20 protein-coding genes and 1 tRNA gene are annotated in these 22,897 nt (G+C 44.3%); 7 read left to right on the top strand and 14 right to left on the bottom strand.

Annotation, left to right across the window (positions count from 1 at the left end; genetic code table 11):
* Positions 1-109 precede the first annotated feature (109 nt).
* The gene (gene xthA / locus L1D15_RS08715) at positions 110-916 is read left to right on the top strand and encodes an exodeoxyribonuclease III (protein WP_239875325.1); all 807 of its coding nucleotides are present in this window, start codon (positions 110-112) and stop codon (positions 914-916) included.
* Between the two features lie 106 nt (positions 917-1,022).
* On the opposite strand, the gene L1D15_RS08710 is transcribed toward xthA, so the two are convergent.
* The 4 genes from L1D15_RS08710 to L1D15_RS08695 form a co-directional block, all read right to left on the bottom strand.
* Positions 1,023-2,663: a hypothetical protein gene (locus L1D15_RS08710; RefSeq protein ID WP_239875324.1), complete on the bottom strand. Its 1,641-nt coding sequence runs from the start codon at positions 2,661-2,663 to the stop codon at positions 1,023-1,025.
* A gap of 390 nt (positions 2,664-3,053) precedes the next feature.
* On the bottom strand, positions 3,054-4,256 hold the full coding sequence (fabV, locus tag L1D15_RS08705; RefSeq protein WP_239875323.1) for an enoyl-ACP reductase FabV: 1,203 nt from the start codon (positions 4,254-4,256) through the stop codon (positions 3,054-3,056).
* A gap of 178 nt (positions 4,257-4,434) precedes the next feature.
* Positions 4,435-6,720 (bottom strand): acyl-CoA dehydrogenase, encoded by a 2,286-nt coding sequence (locus tag L1D15_RS08700; protein WP_239875322.1) that lies wholly within the window; start codon positions 6,718-6,720, stop codon positions 4,435-4,437.
* Between the two features lie 65 nt (positions 6,721-6,785).
* Positions 6,786-7,412 carry a TetR/AcrR family transcriptional regulator gene (locus L1D15_RS08695; protein ID WP_239868006.1) on the bottom strand — a complete coding sequence of 209 codons (627 nt, stop codon included), beginning with the start codon at positions 7,410-7,412 and terminating at the stop codon, positions 6,786-6,788.
* 472 nt (positions 7,413-7,884) lie between these two features.
* Between L1D15_RS08695 and L1D15_RS08690 the strand changes: the two genes are divergently transcribed.
* Both L1D15_RS08690 and L1D15_RS08685 read left to right on the top strand, forming a co-directional pair.
* Positions 7,885-8,778 carry a 1-aminocyclopropane-1-carboxylate deaminase/D-cysteine desulfhydrase gene (locus tag L1D15_RS08690; protein ID WP_239875321.1) on the top strand — a complete coding sequence of 298 codons (894 nt, stop codon included), beginning with the start codon at positions 7,885-7,887 and terminating at the stop codon, positions 8,776-8,778.
* A 97-nt stretch (positions 8,779-8,875) separates the two neighbouring features.
* Positions 8,876-9,181, top strand: a complete 306-nt coding sequence (locus L1D15_RS08685; RefSeq protein WP_239875320.1) for a DUF1496 domain-containing protein — start codon at positions 8,876-8,878, stop codon at positions 9,179-9,181.
* Between the two features lies 1 nt (position 9,182).
* On the opposite strand, the gene L1D15_RS08680 is transcribed toward L1D15_RS08685, so the two are convergent.
* Positions 9,183-10,100, bottom strand: a complete 918-nt coding sequence (locus L1D15_RS08680; protein ID WP_239875319.1) for an ROK family protein — start codon at positions 10,098-10,100, stop codon at positions 9,183-9,185.
* A 150-nt stretch (positions 10,101-10,250) separates the two neighbouring features.
* Here L1D15_RS08680 and manA point away from each other — a divergent pair, with 150 nt between their 5' ends.
* Positions 10,251-11,435, top strand: coding sequence for a mannose-6-phosphate isomerase, class I (manA, locus tag L1D15_RS08675; protein ID WP_239875318.1), 1,185 nt, complete (start codon positions 10,251-10,253; stop codon positions 11,433-11,435).
* Between the two features lie 95 nt (positions 11,436-11,530).
* Positions 11,531-11,929, top strand: a complete 399-nt coding sequence (locus L1D15_RS08670) for a DUF296 domain-containing protein (protein WP_239875317.1) — start codon at positions 11,531-11,533, stop codon at positions 11,927-11,929.
* Between the two features lie 259 nt (positions 11,930-12,188).
* Here the strand turns inward: L1D15_RS08670 and L1D15_RS08665 are convergent, their stop codons facing one another.
* Both L1D15_RS08665 and L1D15_RS08660 read right to left on the bottom strand, forming a co-directional pair.
* The gene (locus L1D15_RS08665; RefSeq protein ID WP_239875316.1) at positions 12,189-12,722 is read right to left on the bottom strand and encodes a YbhB/YbcL family Raf kinase inhibitor-like protein; all 534 of its coding nucleotides are present in this window, start codon (positions 12,720-12,722) and stop codon (positions 12,189-12,191) included.
* A 50-nt stretch (positions 12,723-12,772) separates the two neighbouring features.
* Positions 12,773-13,864, bottom strand: a complete 1,092-nt coding sequence (locus L1D15_RS08660) for an alkene reductase (protein WP_239875315.1) — start codon at positions 13,862-13,864, stop codon at positions 12,773-12,775.
* Between the two features lie 395 nt (positions 13,865-14,259).
* Here L1D15_RS08660 and L1D15_RS08655 point away from each other — a divergent pair, with 395 nt between their 5' ends.
* On the top strand, positions 14,260-14,721 hold the full coding sequence (locus L1D15_RS08655) for a VOC family protein (RefSeq protein ID WP_239875314.1): 462 nt from the start codon (positions 14,260-14,262) through the stop codon (positions 14,719-14,721).
* A gap of 282 nt (positions 14,722-15,003) precedes the next feature.
* On the opposite strand, the gene L1D15_RS08650 is transcribed toward L1D15_RS08655, so the two are convergent.
* The 4 genes from L1D15_RS08650 to L1D15_RS08635 all read right to left on the bottom strand — a co-directional run bounded on the left by L1D15_RS08650 (position 15,004) and on the right by L1D15_RS08635 (position 18,954).
* Complete coding sequence (locus tag L1D15_RS08650; RefSeq protein WP_239875313.1) at positions 15,004-15,327, bottom strand: hypothetical protein; 324 nt, start codon at positions 15,325-15,327, stop codon at positions 15,004-15,006.
* 290 nt (positions 15,328-15,617) lie between these two features.
* Positions 15,618-15,705 (bottom strand) — tRNA-Ser (locus L1D15_RS08645).
* Between the two features lie 145 nt (positions 15,706-15,850).
* Positions 15,851-16,300 (bottom strand): L-alanine exporter AlaE, encoded by a 450-nt coding sequence (locus L1D15_RS08640; RefSeq protein WP_239867916.1) that lies wholly within the window; start codon positions 16,298-16,300, stop codon positions 15,851-15,853.
* Positions 16,301-16,524: 224 nt separating this feature from the next.
* Positions 16,525-18,954 carry a hybrid sensor histidine kinase/response regulator gene (locus L1D15_RS08635; RefSeq protein WP_239875312.1) on the bottom strand — a complete coding sequence of 810 codons (2,430 nt, stop codon included), beginning with the start codon at positions 18,952-18,954 and terminating at the stop codon, positions 16,525-16,527.
* A 124-nt stretch (positions 18,955-19,078) separates the two neighbouring features.
* Between L1D15_RS08635 and L1D15_RS08630 the strand changes: the two genes are divergently transcribed.
* On the top strand, positions 19,079-19,648 hold the full coding sequence (locus L1D15_RS08630; RefSeq protein ID WP_239875311.1) for a UPF0149 family protein: 570 nt from the start codon (positions 19,079-19,081) through the stop codon (positions 19,646-19,648).
* A 42-nt stretch (positions 19,649-19,690) separates the two neighbouring features.
* Here L1D15_RS08630 and L1D15_RS08625 read toward each other — a convergent pair whose 3' ends face one another.
* From L1D15_RS08625 to ybgF, 3 genes are all read right to left on the bottom strand, one after another.
* Complete coding sequence (locus L1D15_RS08625) at positions 19,691-20,725, bottom strand: potassium channel family protein (protein WP_239867907.1); 1,035 nt, start codon at positions 20,723-20,725, stop codon at positions 19,691-19,693.
* 195 nt (positions 20,726-20,920) lie between these two features.
* Complete coding sequence (gene nadA, locus L1D15_RS08620; RefSeq protein ID WP_239836760.1) at positions 20,921-21,982, bottom strand: quinolinate synthase NadA; 1,062 nt, start codon at positions 21,980-21,982, stop codon at positions 20,921-20,923.
* Between the two features lie 136 nt (positions 21,983-22,118).
* A complete protein-coding gene (ybgF, locus tag L1D15_RS08615; protein ID WP_239867904.1) occupies positions 22,119-22,895 on the bottom strand; it encodes a tol-pal system protein YbgF in 777 nt (258 codons plus the stop codon).
* Positions 22,896-22,897 lie beyond the last annotated feature (2 nt).

Genomic DNA, 22,897 nt, shown 5'->3' with positions numbered 1-22,897 from the left:
ATCAATTGAAATATTACCAATATGTTAATACCAATCAGTCACTGTTAACTTTAGGCGCAGGATAAAGAAAGTGGTAATATCGGAAAAATTTCAATAATAAGGAATAAAAATGAAAGTCATCAGCTTTAATATCAATGGTCTTCGTGCACGCTTGCATCAATTACAGGCAGTTATTGATAAGCATCAGCCAGACGTAGTCGGTCTTCAAGAGATCAAAGTGCATGATGAAGCCTTCCCTATCGAAGACGTTGAAGCGATGGGCTACAAAGTCTACTTCCATGGTCAGAAAGCACACTACGGTGTTGCTATGCTATGTAAGAAAGAACCGCTTTCAGTGCAGAAAGGCTTTCCAACTGACAATGAAGAACATCAAAAGCGTATGATCATCGCGACGTTTGAAGATGATAATGGTGAGAAAGTCACCGTGCTCAACGGCTACTTCCCACAGGGTGACAACATCAGTCACGAAACCAAATACCCTTACAAACGCCAGTTCTACAAAGACCTGATGACTTACCTTAATGATCATCACAACAGCGACGAACAGCTTATCGTGATGGGCGATATCAATATCAGCCCAATTGATGCAGACATCGGCATTGGAGAACCTAACCGTAAACGCTGGCTGAAGACAGGTAAATGTTCTTTCCAACCAGAAGAGCGTGAATGGTTGAAAACATTAATGGACTGGGGGTTTGTGGATACCTTCCGCCAGCTTCACCCTGAGGTAGAGGATCGTTTCTCATGGTTTGATTACCGCTCACGCGGTTTTGATGACAATCGGGGGCTGCGCATTGACGTGGTACTGGCGACACCAAAGCTCGCTGAAAAATGTATTGAGTCAGATATCGACTACGAACTGCGTGGTATCGAAAAACCTTCCGACCACGCCCCGATTTGGTCAACGTTTAAATAGCGAAAAGAGGTCAAGGGGTGACGTGTTTTGTCACCCCTTTATGTATGCCCAAACGCAACATATTGGTCCCAACGTCGATGCGATTTTCAGTGGCCTATTTCTAGTCTTACTCGGATTGATTATCGACTAGATTCCAGAAGTCACTCCACGATGTGTCTTTAATGGCACGGTGTTTAATTTGATTGCTACCCAGCGTATACATGACTCGTCCTGCATTTTGCGCTTCAAGCCTTTTCTTATGCGCTGAAAGTGGCGACTCACTATCATGTCTCTCAAACAATTGCTCAAGGATGCGAGTCAGCCATACCTTAGTTTGTTCAGTGAATTGATTTTGGTTTTTCAGCTTTCGCCGTACCAATAATTCTGCCGCCTCAATATAGGCCCTTTTGGCTTCCTTATCTTCCACCTTGTCCCAGAACTTGGTCTCATCCACCCCAGCACTGACAAAGATCCGATTGAGTAACCTTTTTACTGCCTGATCATCGGATATCCCTATGTCATCGATATAGTAATACTTATTGCAAAACACAACGTAAGGCTCTGACTTATCCAACCTCTTCTTTGGGATGTAAGGCACATCCAACTCCCAAGCATATCGCCCTAAAACGTCATCCCATACCGTTTCAAGAGAAATATGATTGTCTTTGTGCATATCCAATTTGAGCTGAATTGCCGCTAGCACACCGTCAGAAGTGAGAAACTCACAGTTACGCAAACTATAAAAATTGCCAAAAGCGCTATACGCCCCGCCCATGCCCAATTCGTTTTGATACTCAGGGTCCAACTGAGATCGTGCTTCAACCCGACTAATGCCAATTTGCCCAAGGTGGAGATATTCACTTAAGCTGAACACATTAGTTCTCGGGAGGATGTTCGCGTCTTCATTAACGCCAGATTGATGACCAAAATAGAGGGTACTTTTGTAGTTCTCCGCTAACGCAACATGTACACACCTTTGCTGAGTGCGATTCAGGCCATGAGGCGCATCCATCACATCGGTCAGATCAATTAAATTGGTTCCCACCGCGGCGCAATAGTTCTGCCAATCGGTGACCTCGCCTGGCGTTAATTTACTACCCACGAAACAAATATCATGCATGGGTAAATGCTTATCTTCATTGATTTCATTGATGATGTTTACAATGTCTTTAAAGGCTTGCATGTAAGTGCTGTGTCTTTCATTTCTCGGATCCCAAACCTCGCTTTTGGCTCGCCGGTTAATGTTGAATATCGCCAGGCACTTTTCTCTGTTTCTAACCTGTACAATGTTTTTCGAGTTTAGATATTGTATGACACTCAGATCATTGCTGATTTTGTCTTTATAGAATAGCAACGCTTGTCGGCGGATATCGCGATCGTAAGTATTATTGTCATACTCTTGGTAATGATGAACTTTATCTGCGTGCTTTTTGGCTTCATTGACATCCTTGGTGGTCAACCAAACATAGTCCCGCCCCTCCTGGAGTAAGCCAAGATCTCTAATGTGCTGATTGATAGCCGGGATATTTCGATTAAATTCTTCCTGCTCCGACCCTTCTTTGGGAGAATCAAAATATTCAAATACCGTAATCGGTCGCGCCATTTCATCTTTAAAGGCGACGTATTTGTAAGCATTCATATCCCCTCTGGCACTGGGTGGGTAATGCACAAAAGGCCTTTTTGATTTCACAAGCCTTAAGACCAGATCGTTTTTGTACTGCGCTATATCTGGCTGTGAAACGATATCAGTTAAATATTTATTGCTCATTGATTTCTCACTTAGAAAATGAATACCATAAAATCAAAACGCACCACCTAAAGATATCGACTCTATAAAGCAAGATATTTCAAACAATTAGCTAAACACCGATTTTAAATTATTCGCTAAGCCTCAACATTAGACAGTCCTACCAGCGTTATATGCAGGTTTATCTTAGTGGCTTATTACTGTGAGTAATTGGGCTGTTGAGTGAGAAATCAGGGGAAAATTAGGGTTTGATGAATCCGCTATTAGCGAATTTCATCTTCTTAGGGACAGGCATGATTCGTAGCTCGCCGTCTAAGTAGAAACCTACATTGACTACCAATTTATAGAAATTACGGGTATAAAAAATCCGGAGCTTAGGCTCCGGATTTGCTTTCTAATTTTGATGCTCAATTAGATAGTAATAAAGTCTGCTTTGTAGTCAGGGTTAACATCAGCATCATAATCAACACCTTCAACACCAAAGCCAAATAGCTTCAAGAACTCTTCTTTATACTCAACGTAGTCTGTCAGCTCTTTAAGGTTCTCAGAGGTGATTTGTGGCCATAGGTTACGGCAGTGCTGCTGAATGTCATCACGCAGTTCCCAATCATCCAGACGCAGGCGGTTCTTGTCATCAACTTCAGGCGCAGAACCGTCTTCCTTGTATAGACGCTGGCTGAACATACGGAAGATTTGTTCCATACAACCTTCGTGTACGCCTTCTTCACGCATTTTTTTGAATACCATTGCAATATATAGCGGCATTACTGGGATTGCAGAGCTTGCTTGAGTCACGACAGACTTCAAAACTGCAACGTTTGCGGTTCCACCTGTTGCAGAAAGCTTCTCATTTAGAGCAGTCGCAGCACGGTCTAGATCCATTTTCGCTTTACCTAACGCACCATCCCAGTAGATTGGCCAAGTAAGCTCAGTACCTATGTAGCTGTATGCAACGGTTTTACAACCTTCAGCTAGAACGCCAGCATCAGAAAGCGCGTTGATCCAAAGTTCCCAATCTTCACCGCCCATTACTGTGACAGTGTCTTTGATTTCTTCTTCAGTAGCAGGCTCAACGCTTGCTTCGATGATGACATCTTTGTTGGTGTCAACAGCGGTAGATGTGTAAATCTCACCGATTGGCTTTAGCGATGAGCGAATCACTTCGCCCGTTTCTGGCATTTTACGTACTGGAGAAGCCAGTGAGTAAACCACCATATCGATTTGGCCTAGATCTTCTTTGATGAGATCAATTGTTTTTTGCTTCGCTTCATTAGAAAAAGCGTCGCCATTCAGGCTCTTAGCGTAAAGACCTTCTTCACGCGCTAGCTTTTCGAAGGCAACTGAGTTGTAGAAACCTGCTGTGCCTGGCTTTTTCTCTGTGCCTTCTTTTTCAAAGAACACACCGATAGTTGAAGCGCCGCCACCAAATGCCGCAGCGATACGAGAAGATAGACCGTAGCCACTTGAAGCACCAACAACAAGAACACGCTTAGGCGCGTTTTTAATTGGGCCTTGTGCTTTTGTGTAAGCAATTTGTTCTTTTACGTTAGCTTCACAACCCACAGGGTGCGTTGTAGTACAGATAAATCCACGAATTCTAGGTTTGATGATCATATTCAACTTCCTTTAAAAAACTCCGCTAGGATAAAAGGTTCAACACCAGTTCGCATCTAATTTCTGTAAAAATGTCGGCAAAATGCAAGTGGTTGGAGCACTTTCATACGAGTTTTAGATTTCGCCCAAAAAAGAAAGGCACCCGCTAAGGTGCCTTGACTGATTATGGATTAGCGCTTTATGCAACACTATCCAATTTTGGCTTTACCGGCGCTTGACCCGTTCTCACTTCACTAAAGTCGTGGCTAAAGTCATCGACCTGAATCGCTTGATAGCGCAATGCATCTGCAGCAACAATTTGATCGACTTCGTCCTGAGTCAGCACGTTGGCTTCAAGCGCTTGTGCGAGGCGATCTTTAAGTAGGCCTTTGCGGGCAACCTTGCCCTCTTTGGCTGCTCTCATTAGCTTGCGTTCAAGGCTCTTCACTCCGTACATCGCAAGGAAAGCATTTTCCATCAGACCAACGCTGTCATCCTCTTCTTTACCGATATAACAAAGATGGGTTAAGCGATCGCGGTGCGCTCCTGGTGTCATCAAACTTTCAGCCAATTTCACAGTTAAATTGTCACTTGGCTTGGTAAAGTGGTTACCCAATGGGAAGATCAGCACCTTCAACAAACGGCCCACTGCTTTTTGAGGGTAGTTGGTAAACGCTTCTTGAAGCGCTTTCGCAGCGTTATGCAGACAATGTTGAACCGCATAATGCACGTAATCAAGATCCTGCTGCTGACGACCTTCATCTTCGTATTTCTTGAGCGCGGCTGAACCCATGTAAAGGTATGCTAGAACATCACCTAAACGCGCCGAGATCATTTCTTTACGTTTTAGATCTCCACCCAAGGTCGCCATTGCAATATCAGAACTTACGGCCAGAGCACGGCTTAGACGAGTCAGGTCTTTGTAATAACCTTGAGTCGGGCCGCTCATATCGGCCTTGATGAAGCGTGAACCAGTGAGGGCTGCCGCAAACGCACCAAATGTATTCTTAGTTGCATGGGCAATATGCTTGAAGAGTAACTCATCAAATTCTTTTGCCCCTTGCTTCTCATCTGGGTTCGCTGCCGCTTCCATTTCTTTTAGAACAAATGGATGACAACGCGTCGCACCTTGACCAAAGATCATCAGATTTCGAGTCAAAATGTTTGCCCCTTCCACCGTAATGGCAACCGGAATCCCTAAGTAGTGCGTCGCCAAATAATTCATCGGACCGTCCTGAATCGCACGACCCGAGTGAATATCCATCGAATCATTTAAGATGGTGCGCGCCATTTCTGTCATATGGTATTTAGCAATTGCCGTTACAATGCCCGGCTTTTCTTTGAGATCCAAAGACGTCGTCGTTAGAGTACGTGTCGCTTCCAACAAGTAGGTAAGGCCACCAATTCGGCCCATTGCTTCAGCCACACCTTCAAACTTACCAATCGACATACCGAACTGCTTACGAACATAGGCATAAGCACCCGTGGTGCGTGATGTTAGATGACCAATCGCGGTGCCCAGTGCTGGTAATGAGATACCACGCCCTGCAGACAGACATTCCACCAGCATACGCCAGCCTTTACCTGCGTAATCCTGACCGCCGATCAGCCATTCCATTGGAATGAACACATCTTTACCACGCGTTGGGCCGTTCATGAAAGCAAGACCTAGTGGGTCATGACGCTCGCCAATCTCAACCCCTTTGTGATCGGCAGGGATAAGAGCACAGGTGATACCCAACTCTTTCTTATCGCCCATCAAGCCATCTGGGTCGTACATTTTAAAGGCAAGACCAAGTACGGTGGCGACTGGCGCCAGCGTGATATAACGCTTGTTCCAGTTAAGGCGAATACCCAGCACCTCTTTGCCTTCGTGTTCGCCATAGCACACGATACCATCATCAGGAATGCCGCCAGCATCAGAGCCAGCTTCAGGGCCAGTTAATGCAAAACATGGAATATCCGTACCATCGGCAAGACGTGGTAACCAATAGTCTTTTTGTTCTTGAGTCCCGTAGTGTGAAAGAAGTTCGCCTGGGCCTAATGAGTTCGGTACCATGACAGAAACGGCAGTACTAATACTGCGTGTTGCGATTCGAGTGACGATTGTCGAATTTGCTAACGCAGAAAACTCTCGACCACCGTATTCTTTAGAAATGATGAGTGAGAAGAAACGCTCTTTACGTAGATAGTCCCAAACTTCAGGAGGCAAATCACGGTCTTCTTTAACAATCTTATGGTCGTCAAGCATTCCCAACAAAGTTTCCAACTCATTATCAATGAAAGATTGCTCTTCCGCGGTCAAGGTTGGCGTTGGATATTGGTGTAACTTAGAGAAGTCCGGGCGACCAGAGAACAGCTCCCCGTCCCACCAAACACTACCCGCTTCCATCGCTTCCTTCTCTGTGCTGGAAAGCGGTGGCAGTACTTTTTTAAACATTTTGAAAGCTGGGTCACTGACCCATTTTCTACGTAGAGAGCACATAATCAGATCCTTTTGTTCACAGTTGGTGGTCTAATTTATATTTGTTTTATGTTTCGATTTGTCTATTACTCAGCTGCAACACCAGCCGCCAAGTATGGGATAAGCTGATCGACAATTGACTTCGCGTCCATCTGCTTCCCGTAAGCATTCTCAGCAATTTCCATCAGAGCTTGGCTTGATGCCATCGTGAAGACACAAGTCCCCAAGGTGAAATGCAATCTCCAGAACAGCTCTTCCTGAGTCAGTTTAGGATTCGCCTTCATTACTGATTCAGTAAATAAAGACAACGTATCCTGATAACGAGTGGTAATAAACCAGCGTAAATGACCTTGTACATCGGTATAGCCACGGCCGATCAACAACATGAAACGACTCGTACCATTAGGTCTGACATCATTGAGCGCACGCAAAGGCCCTCGCAATGATTCAAATACGTCGGACATTGCGTAATTTTCGTTGAGATTAAGATTGATCAAGGCATCTTGAACCGCTGGCATAAACGCCTCCAAATAGCGATTCAATACGGCACGTACCAATGTCTTCTTATCACCAAAGTGATAGTTCACCGATGCTAGGTTGACACCCGCTTTGCTGGTTATCGTACGCAATGACGTGTCATTGAAACCGTGTTCTGCAAACAGAGCTTCCGCAACATCTAGGATTTTCTCTTTGGTCGTATTTCTCATCGACATTTCAATCACTCGTATTAAACAACTGTTTGAAATATACAACCGAAACAAATAACCAACAAGTTTTTAACATCACACTTTTGAACATTGGTCCGACCAGATATCAAAGTTGCTAGATAAGCCTCTGAAGAAAAAATTAAATTTTTTTTTGCTTTTGATGGAACTGATTTGAATAAAGGGGGTCTGAATAGATGTAGTTAGCAGAGCCTTCTTAAGTTTACAGGCCGTAATACTTGTTTTCTTGACTGACACTACTAATTTACGCTGCTTTTTCTTATTAACTCCTATGTTTTGTATCAGCCCAGAGCCAGATTGCTCTGGGCTTTTTTTATCCTATTATTTTCTACAATACTTCTAGGCCATAACCTTTCCCATATGCCATCAACCTTACGTGCATCGGTTTTTGATCCACCTTCTTACATTTGAACGTTATTCGAGTAAGATAGCCCTCCTTCATGCACAGACAGATAGACAAATGAAACTTAGCGACACGCCAATCACTCAGCATCAATTCGATGGTATTGATTTTTACCTAAAACGTGATGATCAGCTGCATAGCCACTTCAGTGGCAACAAAGCGCGCAAGTTCATGACATTGTTGGAAGGAGATTACCCAAATACAAAAACGCTGATTAGCTATGGCAGTGCACAAGCCAATTCACTCTATTCATTAGCAGCACTGTGTGCAATCAAGGGCTGGTCATTGGAATTTTACGTAGATCATATCCCCCAATGGTTAATTGAAAGACCTATCGGTAATTATCGTGGTGCGCTAGACCTTGGTGCCAGCATCATCCCCGTCAATGCACTCAACCTTCACCCAACTGAATTCATTAAAACTGTCCGTCAGCCAGATTCCACCTGCCTAGTCGTCGAAGAAGGTGGTCGCTCCAACGATGCCCGATTGGGGGTTGAACAACTTGCCCGTGAAATATTGTCTTGGACTCGCTTTGAAACAGGTAAAACGTTTACCGTCGCCTTGCCTTCAGGAACGGGCACCACCGCTTTATACCTACATCAATTTCTTAAAATGCATCATATCGAGGTCATTACTTGCCCATGTGTCGGAGGTAAGGAGTATCTTATCGAGCAATTTAAACAGCTCGGCGAAACCGATTTCCCACATATCCTTGAACTCGAAAACAAACATCATTTCGGCAAACTTTATCGCCAAGATTACGAAATCTGGCGTAAACTTTTGGAGCAAACTGACGTTGAATTTGATTTACTCTACGACCCAATGATGTGGCAATGCTTACGGTCTTGGTTTGCGGAGAACCCTGATAAAACGATCATTTACGTCCATCAAGGTGGCTTACTGGGGAACGAAAGTATGCTACCTCGTTATCAGCGTAAATATGGAGACTAAAGAGAAACAAACACAATCACACATTTTTCTCGGTAACGACTTAATCGCGACTAAGAATCGGTCGCCTACAGATTATGATTTCATCTAAGGAGAGTTTATGCGCATCAATCTATTCACTTTGCTGTTGTTGGCATCAGCATCCGCTTCAGCAAATGTTATTACGACGCCCGGTAAAGCCGTCATAGCCATTGATGGAAGCGAAGCGGCCAAGCGGGTTTGTTACTATCAAGACCAAGGATACTCATTAGGCGCGATACTTCAGGTCGGAGAACACTACATGAAGTGCACCGAAGCCAATGATTTTGAAACTAACGGCGCATTAAAATGGGCTCCTCTCAATCAACAAACGCAAGCGGAACCCAAGCAGACAACCCCAAGCGTAAAAAGCTATTCGATTAACTGATTTATTGTTCAAACGAATGCAGAAACGCTGCTCCGCGAACACCTGACGAGTCACCATGAACGTTTTTCACAATGCGCGTTTTGGCTGATTTATTAAACGTATACTGGTTAAGTTTTTCATTGACAAGCGGATACACGGCATCAACATTTGACATCCCACCTCCAAGTACAATTACTTCAGGGTCGATAAAATTGACAACGGAAGCACATACGCGAGCCAGTTGGTCACAGTAGAGATCAAAATGCTGTCGTGCATCTTGGTTACCTTGCGCATACATAGCCATAATTTTTTTCGAATCCGCAGGATAGTACTTCTCTGAAAATGAACGACTAAATCCAGTACCAGAAACAAATGACTCAGTGCAGTTAAGTGAACCGCAGTAACACTCAACTGGTTGACCGTCTTTTTCCTTATCGTATCCAGGCAATGGGTTATGTCCTAACTCTCCGCCTAGCTTATTTAAACCCGTCACTAAGCCATTATTGATGATGACGCCAGAACCACAGCCCGTGCCAATAATCATAGCGACGCAGGAGTTCTGTGCCTGTTTTGCTGCCCCATCTTTAAACTCGGACAGCGCAAGGCAATCAGCATCATTGGCGAGCGCAACAGGAACATCAATAGACTTGCGCAAATCCCCAATAAAATCTTGACCATTTAACACCGTGACATTCGCCCCTTGCATCAGCCCATCGTTACCCACCGAGCCACAACAACCAATGCCAATCGAATCAACCTCACCATATTTCTCAACTTGTTTGATCACAGTGAGGACTGAATGGAGAAACCCTTGATAGCTTTTGGTATCCGTTGACTCACGATGCTTGACTAGCGTTGCATAGGTCTCTTTATCTAAACCCACGACTTCTATTTTTGTCCCACCTATATCCAGCCCTACCAGCATAGTTTTCCTCGTCATCGTCCTGCTAAAATTTCACTTCATCATGACATAGTCACACTCCTATCTCTTTTATCTTGCTCATGATATTGGCAAGTTTGTAAACTAGACGAGTTTAGGCCTGAGAACTTTTTGGCCATTTGCTAGCGGTATTTTTTGTAAGGTATAAGAATGTCTCACTCTGCTCCATTTTTCCTATTGGAAAACGTTATTCAAAACTACCCTTGGGGTAGCCACGATTCGATCAATACATTGTTTGGTATCGCCAACCCTGACCATCAGCCTCAAGCGGAAATTTGGATGGGCGCCCACCCAAACGGCTGCTCAAAGATCCAGGTTGATAATGAAACCGTACTGCTTTCTGACTACATCGAGCAAAACCCAGACCAAACCATCGGTGCAGAGACAAATCAACGCTTCGGTGAGCTGCCTTTCCTGTTTAAAGTGCTAGCTGCGGCACAAGCGCTGTCCATCCAAGTGCACCCGTCCAAAACACAAGCTGAAGAAGGATTTGCGAGAGAAGACAAAGCCGGTATTAACCGCGGGGCATCTAACCGAAATTACAAAGACCCTAACCATAAACCGGAATTGGTTTACGCTCTGACACCTTATATGGCGATGAATGGTTTTCGTGATTTTAACGATATTATCGCGCTATTTGACGCCCTCAACGCGCAAGTTCTGCAATCCGATATTGACGCATTTCGTTCAGACCTTTCTCCGCAAGGGTTACAGAAATTCTTTAAAGCGATACTAGAGCTCGATGGCGAGAAGAAGTCGAAAGCGCTTGATGCACTACTAAGTTGGGCAGAAAATAGTAAAGATCCACTGGCAACACTGGTTTTAGCACTCAACAAACAATATCCGAACGATGTGGGCTTACTTGCTCCGTTGATGTTGAATGTACTAGAGCTCCAGCCGGGTGAAGCCATGTTTTTAGATGCAGGTACTCCTCATGCCTACATCAAAGGCACAGGTCTAGAAATCATGGCTAACTCTGATAACGTGTTGCGTGCAGGCTTAACCCCTAAATACATGGATGTTGAAGAGCTGGTCAATAGTTGTAAATTCGAAGCACTGGATAACAACAAAATCTTGACTCAACCAATTACAGACGGTTGCGAGCTAAGCTTTCCAGTTCCTGTCGACGACTTTAAATTCTCTGTGCTCCAACAGCCAGAAAATCATACATTGGTGTTGAGCCGAGCAGAGATCATCTTCGCCATCGATAACGATGTAACACTGCAAGCTGGTGACAATACCTTAGTTCTAAGTAAAGGGCAGTCCGCTTTCGTCCCTCTATCAACCCTAACGATCACTGTCAGCTCGCAAGGTGCAGTCGCAAGAGCGCATTAAGCTTTTACGCTTGAAGTGATACAAATTAAACAATGTAAAGGAGCAATCAATTTGCTCCTTTTATTTTACAAACTTTTAGCGCGTGAGAATATTCTATGATTCAGCCTATTGCGACTCGACTCACCAAAGGGCAAGACCTAAAAAAGCAAATTCAGTCTCTGGTAAAACAACATAGTATTCAGGCAGGAACAATTGCATCCTGTGTAGGGTGTTTGCAACAAATCAGCATTCGCCTCGCAGGCGCCGAACAATCCATAACGCTAACCCAACCTTTTGAAATTGTTTCAGTGATGGGGACACTGACCCCAAATCACCAACACATCCACATTTCGGTCGCAAATAGCGCAGGTCAGGTAATTGGCGGGCACCTTCTCGAAAACAGTATCATAGACACCACAGCAGAACTGATCCTTCACAAGTACCCTAACCTGAATTTTTCCAGAGAACAGGATGAAACAACGGGGTATACCGAGTTGGTGATTGGAGGTTGTTGAGATAAGAAGTAATGGATGGTAATGACTCCAGCCTCTTTAAAACACCCACCTATCACCTTAAGTAGTCATAAGCCTGACAGACCAGAGCGCTGTTTAGATCTCGTTTTAACAACATAAAAATCCAAGTGCATGAATACACTTGGATTCTGACATCCTCGTAGGCTCGTTCAACCGTCCATTTCGGGCTTAACTAATCGGCACGGGTAATGCTTGTATCTGAGTAAGCAGTAATTGAAACACGATCTGAGCTTTGTACTCTCTAGCGCGTATAGGTCGCTGTCAATGTCGCTTTACCTAAAGCCACACTATTTAAGGTAAACCCGACTACTGCTGCGGGCGTTTGTGCATTAAGATCTAAGGTGGCAGTAGGAAGCGCCCAAACAGTAAACTGATAGCGATGCATACCATCTCCAACGGGCGGGCACGCACCTCCATACCCGGTCGTGCCAAAGTCGATTCGAGATTCTGTGCCACCTAATTTGTTGATGTCTGCTCCGCGGGGTAATGCATTAACAGAAGCCGGAATGTTAAATGCCAACCAATGCCAGAAGCCACTGCCTGTCGGTGCATCGGGATCATACACTGAGATTGCATAGCTCTTGGTCCCAGCAGGTGCTCCCTTCCATGTCAGCTGAGGAGACAAATTGTCACCATCACAACCCCAGCCCTGATACTCAAAGGTTTTCTGCATCGGATGGCCTTCAATAACGTCTTCGCTCATAAGTTCAAACGCCTGAACAGAGCCCGTCGTTAGGATACCTACTGCCAGTAAAGATTTGGCTATCTTTTTCATTGTTGTCCTTTCCTATTTTGTTTAAAAGTAGCAGCTTGAGCCCAGTGCCTTTAGCCATACGTAGGGTAATCGGTATACCCGCGTTCATCACCACCAAACAGTGTCGCACCATCCAGCTCCTGCAGAGGCTGTTGATGCTTTAGGCGTGCCACCAAATCTGGGTTAGAAACAAACGGACGCCCAAACGCGACTAAATCTGCATACCCTTTTTCGAGTACGATCTCCGCACGTTGTTGGGTGTAGCTGCCCGCGACAATAATGGTATTGGTGAAGTAGTCACGCAGCTCAGCTCTGAAACTTTCGGGAATCACTGGCGCGTCATCCCAGTCAGCTTCCGACAGATGTAAGTAAGCAATATCACGAGCTTGAAGTTGCTTAGACGCTTTTAAAATCGTCGGTACAATCTCCGAGCAGTTCATGTCCTTAAACGTGATGAAAGGCGCCAGTCGCACTCCGACTTTATCAGCACCGATGGCATCACTAACGGCATCGACCACCTCTAATAAAAAGCGGATACGGTTTGCCTGAGTTCCGCCGTATTGATCGGTTCTGTGATTGGAGTTTGTGCGCAGGAACTGATCAATCAAGTAACCGTTACCGCCGTGAATTTCAACGCCATCGAAACCCGCTTCAATCGCACGCTTTGCTGCATAAGCAAAATCGCTCACCACTCGGTCAATATCTGCCTGAGACATGGCTCTTGGCTCGACACAATCCACCATATTGCCGTTGCCATTTTCGTCGGAGATCCACACTTGAGTATCTACTGGTTTCAGAGCTGATGGCGCGATAGGTTGCTCGCCGTTTTGAAAACTTGGGTGCGATACGCGACCGACATGCCATAGCTGACAAAACATGACAGCACCTTGTTGTTTGGCGGCTTGAGTCACGGTTTTCCAACCCGCGACTTGTTCGTCGGTGTATACGCCCGGAGTGAAAGAATAACCTTGCGAATCGTCAGAAATCTGTGTTGCTTCAGAGATAATTAAGCCCGCGGTCGCGCGTTGCTGGTAATAAGTTGCCATCATTGGGTTAGGTATATTACCCGGCTGGCTGGTGCGAGCTCGGGTCATGGGTGCCATCACAACACGGTTTTGCAGATCCAGTTGCTTTAGTTGCGTCGGTTCAAACAGTTTGCTCATCATCGGTTCCTCAGTTAAGACGCGGTCACTGGGATGATTGCTAACGAACTCCAGTCGACCTGATAATCATGGAGCCAGTATATTGATCAGAGCTAGTTTGATAATTAGGGTAAATTTGAATTAACTATTCGGCTCAACCAAACAATGACGAATGAGGGGCTGAATGGGTGAGCCGCCTCAACTAAAGATCAAGAAGCGGAGAGCATGGCATTGTAAGCAATGTGATAGTGGACAATATATCAGGGTACGACAGAACTATGACTAGTGTGTCGCAGGATAAGTTATCGACTATTCGGTTTGGATAAAAAGTGTTTTTAGGTTGGCTGCCCTTCTCTTTGCCGTCACCGATCACGTATTGTGAATCGTACGTTTCCCTTCAGGCACAAGGTAATCATATGCGTATAAAGGCCATCGATCACTTTACCATCAGAACCTCTAACCTAGATATAACCATACAGTTCTTTGAACAGTCTCTTGGACTAGAGAGCGGCCCTCGCCCTCAATTTTCTTTTCCAGGTGCTTGGATGTATGACGATGATGGACACCCTATTTTACATCTAGTGTCTCTCCCTGCTGGGCATACTCCCAAAGCTCTGGTGGATTATTTAGGAGGCAAAGAAGGCCAATCAGGCTCTGGGGCCATAGACCATATCTCATTCAAAGGGCACCACCTCGCATCAACTCAGCAGCACTTGACGCAACTGAAGATTCCTTTTCGTGAACGCGTGATCCCGCAAATCAATGAGCATCAGATCTTTCTTGACGATCCAAACGGTATCACGATTGAAATTATTTTCCCTTTTTCACCCGACAACAAGATAGTAGGCGTCTCATTACCCGTGGTCGAACTCACTTAACAATGTGGGGAGTTTTCTCTGGACTTTACGGGATATCTAGCCGCTGATGAGTTTTATTCCAAACCCATTTTGCTCTTACTTTATCGTTTTATCAGTCGGCTCATGACACGGTCAGAAGGTAAGAGCGAATTCGGCATCTCAACCTGTATTAGCTCATAAGTTATATATACCGCATCACTTATGGTGATGTGTGTCCGTGTTGGTCATATTAGAAAAGCCAATCATGCATTACTGACTTAAGGTATTCATAATTTAATTAGTCACCTATCAGTAAGTCAGAACTCACCACACTAACCACTTAAAATAACAAAGAATAATAAACGCTGTCGTCAACCCGACCCAGCCAATAGCTTTGGTGACAACTTCAGGAGAATGCTGATTGAAATGCGGAAACAATATGGCACCAAAAGATAGCGCTGGTAAAAAACCGTAAAGTTGCCCCATATACTTAGACGTCATAGCGGGAAATGGCTCTATCAGCAGATAGACAATCAGGTAGATCCCATACAATGCCATAGCAATAAGCGCTTCCTTTAAGGATGTCTCACTACCCTCGACAAAGAAGTAAAAAGCCCCTAGAACAACAAACGCCATTGTTTCAATCACATTGATGCTCCTTTTGAGCTAGGCCGATAGATTGCGTTATGACTTGATCTGACTGTCTCATTGAAGGCTTGTCTATTTGGTTCAACACTAACGAACTTCCTTTAGGTCATAAACATGGGTAAGGAAGCATACTAAGTGCATGACTTTAAAGCAAAGTCAGAGAAAAATTGCCTGAAGGAATTTCACTTTAATTGCTAAGTTTGCTCGCGAGATCAGCTTCAAGCTGCGGCTTATTTTATGGAGTTGAGGCACAAAAAAAAGACGTCCTAGGACGTCTTTCTTCAAGAATGTGGCGGTGAGTGAGAGATTCGAACTCTCGATACGTTGCCGTATACACACTTTCCAGGCGTGCTCCTTCAGCCACTCGGACAACTCACCGAATCAAATTGTGGTTGGTTTGCTCACCAACGAGGCGCTAATTTAATGATTCTATTGGGTTAGGTCAAGCCTATTGAGGAAAAAAAACGCCACATCTTGAACGTTTGATTACTTAATGGCTAATTCGACCAGATTTCCTGCAAAATCAAGCTTGCTGGTAGTATCCCGGTACCTTAAACCACTTGCGGCACATATCGAGAAAGTAACCATACAAGACACCCATTCCACATGAGATCACGGCATTCGAGGTTACTGCGGTTAGGATTTGATCACTTGATGCGCCAACCGCCACCAAGATCGCTGCATACACTGGCGATTGAAACAGTACGTAGGCGATCAAATCGGACATATTCTTCATCATACTTGTGGATGAAACTCGCTCACCTTGCCTAAGCATGAAATCTCTGAACATGCCGTATGGCCAAGCAATCGCAATATTTACCGGAATAGAAAGGGTTCGTGAAGCCAACGATTGTTCGAACGTCATCCCAGAAATAAAGATTTCTACGATCATTCCAGAAACAAAGCAGAATACCACCATAGCAAAAGTGTCTGCTGCAGCATTACGAATACAGAACGGCCCACGCGGCTTCATCTAAAACCTCAGTATATAAATCCAAATATGAACAATAAAAGTAGTAATATAAACTGGTAAAAATTCAAAATACCAGCATATAAGACTATTATTCCATGAATTAATTAGTTTTAGATTTCAAATAAAAACAAAAGTAGTAAATAAACCACCAAGCTCAGTAAAAAGGTCAGATTAATTCACTAAAAATCTGGACCTTGCTCACAAAGCAACCAAAATCAAGTAATTTACTTACAAAAATCTTTTAGCAGAACGGTTAAAACGTCCAAATCTGATTGGGAAGGGACCTCCCCTAATGTAAGTTTCATCTGTATCGCTTTCAGGGTTTCTTCCAAGTGTTGATCTTCAATGCCTGTTGTCACCGCTTTCAGGGCTTGAAAATGCTCTTGCGCTTCTTCTAGATCACCATTCTCTAGAGACATATAGAACGTCAGCAATACTGATTCTGTTTCTTCAGTTTCTATGTTTGAGCCACTCAGTAACATGGGCTTGTATTGGTACAAACGCTCAGAATATTGATAAAGTGCATCATCCAGCTCATTCTCGTCAATGGGCTTAGATACTATATAATCTACTCCAACTCCCAACATCCGTTCACGCGTTTCTTTAAAAACATCAGCTGTGCAGCCTAAAATTAGAATTTTAGATTTTGAGCTAGGCAAAGAGCGAATAGCAGAGGTGGCCTCCACGCCATCCATAACTGGCATATGATTGTCCATTAGCACTAAATCATACTCTTTACTGGCAATAGCGTGGATAGATAGTTCACCATTCTCAACTACATCACACTCAAAGCCTTTGTTGGTCATGAAGGTATTGATGATGATGGCATTGGTGCGGTTATCCTCAACGATAAGAGCTTTTAAGCCACTATAGTTGAGCTTACTGTGTTCTTTAATCTCCTGATTGCGAGGCTCACAGTGGTCCATTGCCACCAATACATCAAAACTGGTACCTATACCCAATTCACTCGCTAACGTCACACTGCCATTCATTAGGTTACATAACTGTTTGACGATGGCTAATCCTAAGCCTGTACCTCCAAAACGTCGCGTGGTAGAAGACTCAGCCTGCTCAAAAGGCTTGAATATTTTTTGCTGCGCTTCTTTTGCGATGCCAATTCCAGTATCACGTACTTTAATCTCCAAATAGTTTTGCCCTTGCTTCTCTATCTCTTTGAAATACACCTCTACATATCCACGCGATGTGAACTTCACAGCATTATTAAGGAGGTTGAACAATATTTGCCGTAAACGTGCTTTATCAGACATATACCAGCGGTCATGAGGGACTTCTGAGTAAACTTTGAATTGCAGACCTTTTTCTGAGCAAAGGGTAAAGTAGACACTATTAATACTGCCGATGATGGCTTCAAGTGGGAATGGATTATTTTCAAGCTCCAAATGACCTTGCTCGATTTTCGAGAAATCAAGAATTTCGTTAAGTAGTGTCATCATATGATCACCTGATTCATATAAGGTTTTCATATGCTTTTGCTGCTCTTCCGTGAGATCCGTTTTCAGAAGTATCTGTGCAGTACCAAGGACGCCATTCATCGGTGTCCGAATTTCATGAGATAAGGTGGCAAGAAACGCGCTTTTGGCTTTTGTTGAAGCTTGTGCTTTTTGCTTCTCTGCTTCGAGAAAGACGGTTTTCTGGTTGAATGTATCAATAAGATGTTTGATTTCGTCTTGGCTGTTATAAGTCATGTCGATGATCCCTCCCTCAATTGAATCATCAACTTTCTTAGCGATAATCACGATAGGCGAAATCAGGAAACGATTGATTAAAAAATACCCCATCATCACACAAGCCAACATTATGGGGATGATACCCGCTTCAACTTTTGACACTAAGTCATACACTTGCTCCGTCACTAAACGATTGGCATTGACGACATCGATGTACCATCTAAAATCACCAAAATCAGTGCTACTGATGTAGATGTCTTCAACAACCTGAAAATTATGTTCAGTGATCACATCCCCGTAGGAATCTTTTAGTATGACACCTAGTTCGTACTCTTCTGCATGTTTGCGAACAAAAGAAACCAAGCTCTCGAGCGATATGTCTATGGTGGCTACACCAGAAAAAACATCATCAATATAGTAAGGTGAGGAGGCGGTGATCATTTGAACATGTGTAAAAGGGTCAATATATACCTCTGACCAAGACACCGTCCCCACCGGTTTATTGACTACAGAGGTATACCAGGACTCTTTGTCGTAGCCGCCCGACTCCGGATTATCCCAAGAAAAAACCTGATCGACTTGACCGTCACTGGAACGATTGAAAAACAAACTTTTGTAAGCAGTCCCTCTATCTATTGAATAAGGAATCGGCCATAAACCACCGCTGATAGCCACACCATCGATCACCGAGAAAAGCTTATAAAGCATCTCTGCCTGATGGCCTTGGGGTTCATTAGTATTCCCAATACTAACGACACTTTGCAAAATACCAAGAGAACTGTTCAAAGGCTCTTTGATTTCAGCAGCGATGATTTGGGTTCGTAGGTCGAGGTTCTTTTCCAACTGATCGCGCACAGGTGGTTCAACCACAAGATAACTCACCGTACCTATCACTGCTATGACAAATGCCATGTACATAGCAAGCGCTAAAAAGCTCTTTCTTTTGAGGGAGGAACGAATTTCCATAAGCCTTTGAATTTTGTCCGTTTACATCCAATTATAGCGGAGATAGCGCAGCTGCCACCTTTTTATGTCTCGTTTTGGCTGTTAGTATTAGCTCAATTTCAATTACCCCTCTTTGGTATTCATTTTGACACTACAAGACATTCTTTCTCAGCCAGAGCTGGAAAACCGACTGATCAACGAACCCAAAACACAAGGATTCGTTACCGCTATGGCTGCGGCACCCAATGTATTGCCACCTGAAGAGTGGCTTCCTTTTCTATGGGGAGGTGAAGAGGTAGCACCATTCACTGATGGTGAGCAGTTGGAAACCTACATCGAGTTGATCATCGCAATGTGGAATGAATACCGCCCTGCTTTACTGGGCAACCAATGGGTATGGCCAAGTACATGTTCTCTAGACGAAGCAGACATCGTCAATCAAGCAGCAAGAGACTTCTGTGAAGGTGTTCTACAAGGTTGGCAACTCGCCAGAGACGATTGGGAGACCATCATGCCCGAAGCTAGCGAAGACAGCGCATTGCTGGGCGGAGTGTTGCTATCTTTAAGCATGCTTTATGACCCAGAGACATCAATTGCAACACTTGCAGAGCAGGGAATTGAAGGTCTTGAGCAGTTTGAAGAGATATTTAATGCAATTCCGACCATGTTATGTGGCCTAGCAATGCGCGGCTCCATGTTGGCAGAAGCGGATTAAAGCATAAAGGGCCCAATTGGGCCCTTTATGCTTAACAATGAGTTATTTCAATCGTTCCCATTCAAAAGACTCTATCCGTTCATCTGCGATGTAAAACAACTTAGTTCTTGGTGGGATGACCGTATCTAAATCAGGGTTGAGCTCGATCCCTTTCCCTGTATCAATGGCGATAAGTGTCGCCTGATAGGCACGCTTGATGTAAACAAATATAGACTGCACATCCGTGGCAGCTGCGTCTTCCGGGTAGGTGGTTGAATACTGGGTCATTCCACGCGTCGAAGCCAATAGTTCCTGATGAAGAGCACTAGAGCCAGGGTCCACCGCTGCTTTTGCGAGCATTTCCGCACCAACAGCTGGAATACACTCAGCATTAGGGCAATGTTGATTTAACAATCGGCTTAGTGCTTCGTCTTTAAAGTACGCGAGTAAATGTGCCTTTGGGTTCACATTAGCAGAGTACAAGGCCGCTGACAGCGTAATATCATCTTCTAAGTTGTCCACTACAATACAACTTGCTTGTGTAATCGATGCTTTTTCCATCTCTTGTTCGTCTGTGTAGCTGGTCACTTTAACAAAACCAATCTCTCCAGGGAGCGGGTTTTCAATATCAGAGCGACTACACAGAACTATGGGGCGCTTCCCCTCTTCCTCATGCTGTAGCATGCGAATAAGATGCATTGTTCGTTGACCATTCCATCCCAAAAGCAGAATATGATTTTCCACACCAACTCTCCGTTTTCCTAATATGCCTGCCCGCCAATAATCCACAGAAGCAGAAGCTAACCGTCCAATTAATGCAGCAAACAAGGTTAAGCCGCCCGGTATAACAAATAAAATGACTACCCATTTTCCCGCTTCGGTCACTGGTGAATAATCGCCATAGCCCACCGTCGACGCAGTGACCATGAGGTAATAAACAAACGTCGAAGCATCTTCTGTAAGAGCGGTTTCCCCACTTGCAACCAAGGCCAGCCAAGACAATGCAATGTAGACTAAAAGCAATACCATAAGGTTACGATTGCTTAATTGAAACAAGCGTACTTGAAGCCACTTTTTAAAGACGAACCACGCTGACATACTTTCACTTACTCGACTGATTACTATCAATATTCTTACAAGACTAACTGACTCATGACCGATAAGCCAATCCTGTCACTTACAGCGATATGTACCCAAGTTACTCATTTCACCAAACTCAATAAAAGCGATTGCTATGAAGTATGGGGAAACAAAAAAGCCAGCTTCACGAAGCTGGCTTACATTCAATATCGTTTAGGCGTTACCTTTAACCTGCATGTTAAGCTTCTCTGCGAAGTCGAGCATACGATTAAGTGGAATTAATGACTTAACGCGAAGCGCTTCATCAACAAAAATTTCATGCTGTTCACCACCTTCTCGCAACGCTTGCTCAATCGCTTTGAGACCATTCATCGCCATCCAAGGACAATGGGCACAGCTACGACAAGTGGCTCCGGCACCGGCTGTTGGTGCTTCAATCAGTTCTTTCTCCGGAACCAGTTGCTGCATCTTAAAAAAGATACCTTTATCAGTCGCAACAATCATTTTTTGCTGAGGAAGCTCTTTCGCAGCTTTGATCAACTGGCTGGTTGAACCAACTGCGTCGGCAAGCTCGACAACACTCGCTGGTGATTCAGGGTGTACGAGAATAGCAGCTTCAGGATACAAGCCTTTCATCTTACGTAATGCATCAGCAGAAAATTCATCGTGAACCACACATTCACCTTGCCACAGCAGCATGTCTGCCCCAGTTTGGTTGGCAATGTATGAACCTAAATGACGATCAGGCCCCCAGATAATAGGTTTGTCTTCAGAATCTAAGTGCTCGACGATTTCCAAAGCAATACTTGAGGTAACCACCCAGTCAGCACGGGCTTTTACTGCTGCTGAAGTATTGGCATACACCACAACAGTATGGTCTGGATGAGCATCACAAAACTCTGTGAACTTATCGGCAGGGCAGCCCAAATCTAACGAACATTCAGCTTCAAGCGTTGGCATAAGGATACGCTTTTCCGGCGTCAAGATCTTCGCAGACTCGCCCATAAAGCGCACACCACCAATGATCAATGTACTCGCAGGATGGCGGTTACCAAACTTAGCCATCTCTAGTGAATCACCAACAAATCCACCAGTCTCTTCGGCGAGTGCTTGGATCTCAGGGTCCGTGTAGTAATGGGCAATCAATACCGCGTCTTTCTCTTTAAGCAATGCTTTAATATTTTTAATGTGCGCTTGCTTTTGTTCGTCTGTCAGCGGTGTTGGTTTTGGCGGGAAAGGGTAAACTGTTTCGATTGTATCTAAAATGTGGCTCATTGCTCTTGCTCTACGCAACTTCCAGTAATCCGAGTATTGTAACCTTAACTCAGATCAAGATGCCAGTTTCCGCAAGAATTACTTGTAGTGTTTATAGAGCCAATAAAAAAGGAGTGACCATGCACTCCTTTCTAGGTTACTTAATACGCTCTGCGGCTAATTTCGCAGAAGCACTATCAGGATATTCATCAAGTACTTGTTGATAGTATTTTTTTGCCTGTGCTGCATTGTTATTACGTTGAGCAATATCGCCCAGTTTAACTAACGCATCTGCACGCTTATTCGAATCTTTATAAGATACCACAGCAGCAAAGCTCTTCACCGCATCTTGGTCTTGCTTCTTAGCAAAATAAAGCTGACCTAACCAATAATGCGCATTCGGCGAGAATGTTGAATCAGGAAAGTCTTTCTGAAATTGCTGGAACGCTGAAATCGCTCCTGTGTAATCTCGTTTTTTAAGAATTAAGTCTACGGCGTTCTGGTAAGCCGTTTGTTCATCAGCGTTGGTACTAAATTTACCCGCTGGTTTAGCATTAGCATCGCTTGTAGACGTAGCCGCTACTGGGGCACTATTCACTTGACCGCGAAGTTTATCAAGTTCGATAAACAGCTCACGTTGACGTTGCAGCATCTGCTGCATGTCATAGTTATTCTTTTCTAGCTGACCACGAAGGTCACTAATTTCCAGTGCCATTTCATCTAGCTGTTGCTGCATTTGCAACTGAACACGATTACGGTTTTCTAATAAACGTTCGAGACGTTGAACTTCGGTTTCATTAGCCGGAGCGGCTGAGGAGGATGGCGCAGAGTGACTAGCACTGATATCTGATACTGGAGCTGGTGCAGCGAACACAGAGTTCGCTGCACTTGCCAGTAACGTAAGCGTAACTACGCGCTTAAGGTTACTGAACATAA

This window comes from Vibrio sp. Isolate25 (assembly GCF_022398025.1).
In the GTDB taxonomy this organism is placed as follows: Bacteria; Pseudomonadota; Gammaproteobacteria; order Enterobacterales; family Vibrionaceae; genus Vibrio; species Vibrio coralliilyticus_A.
The sequence above is the reverse complement of the archived record's forward strand: the minus strand, read 5'-3'. Positions and strand labels throughout refer to the sequence as shown.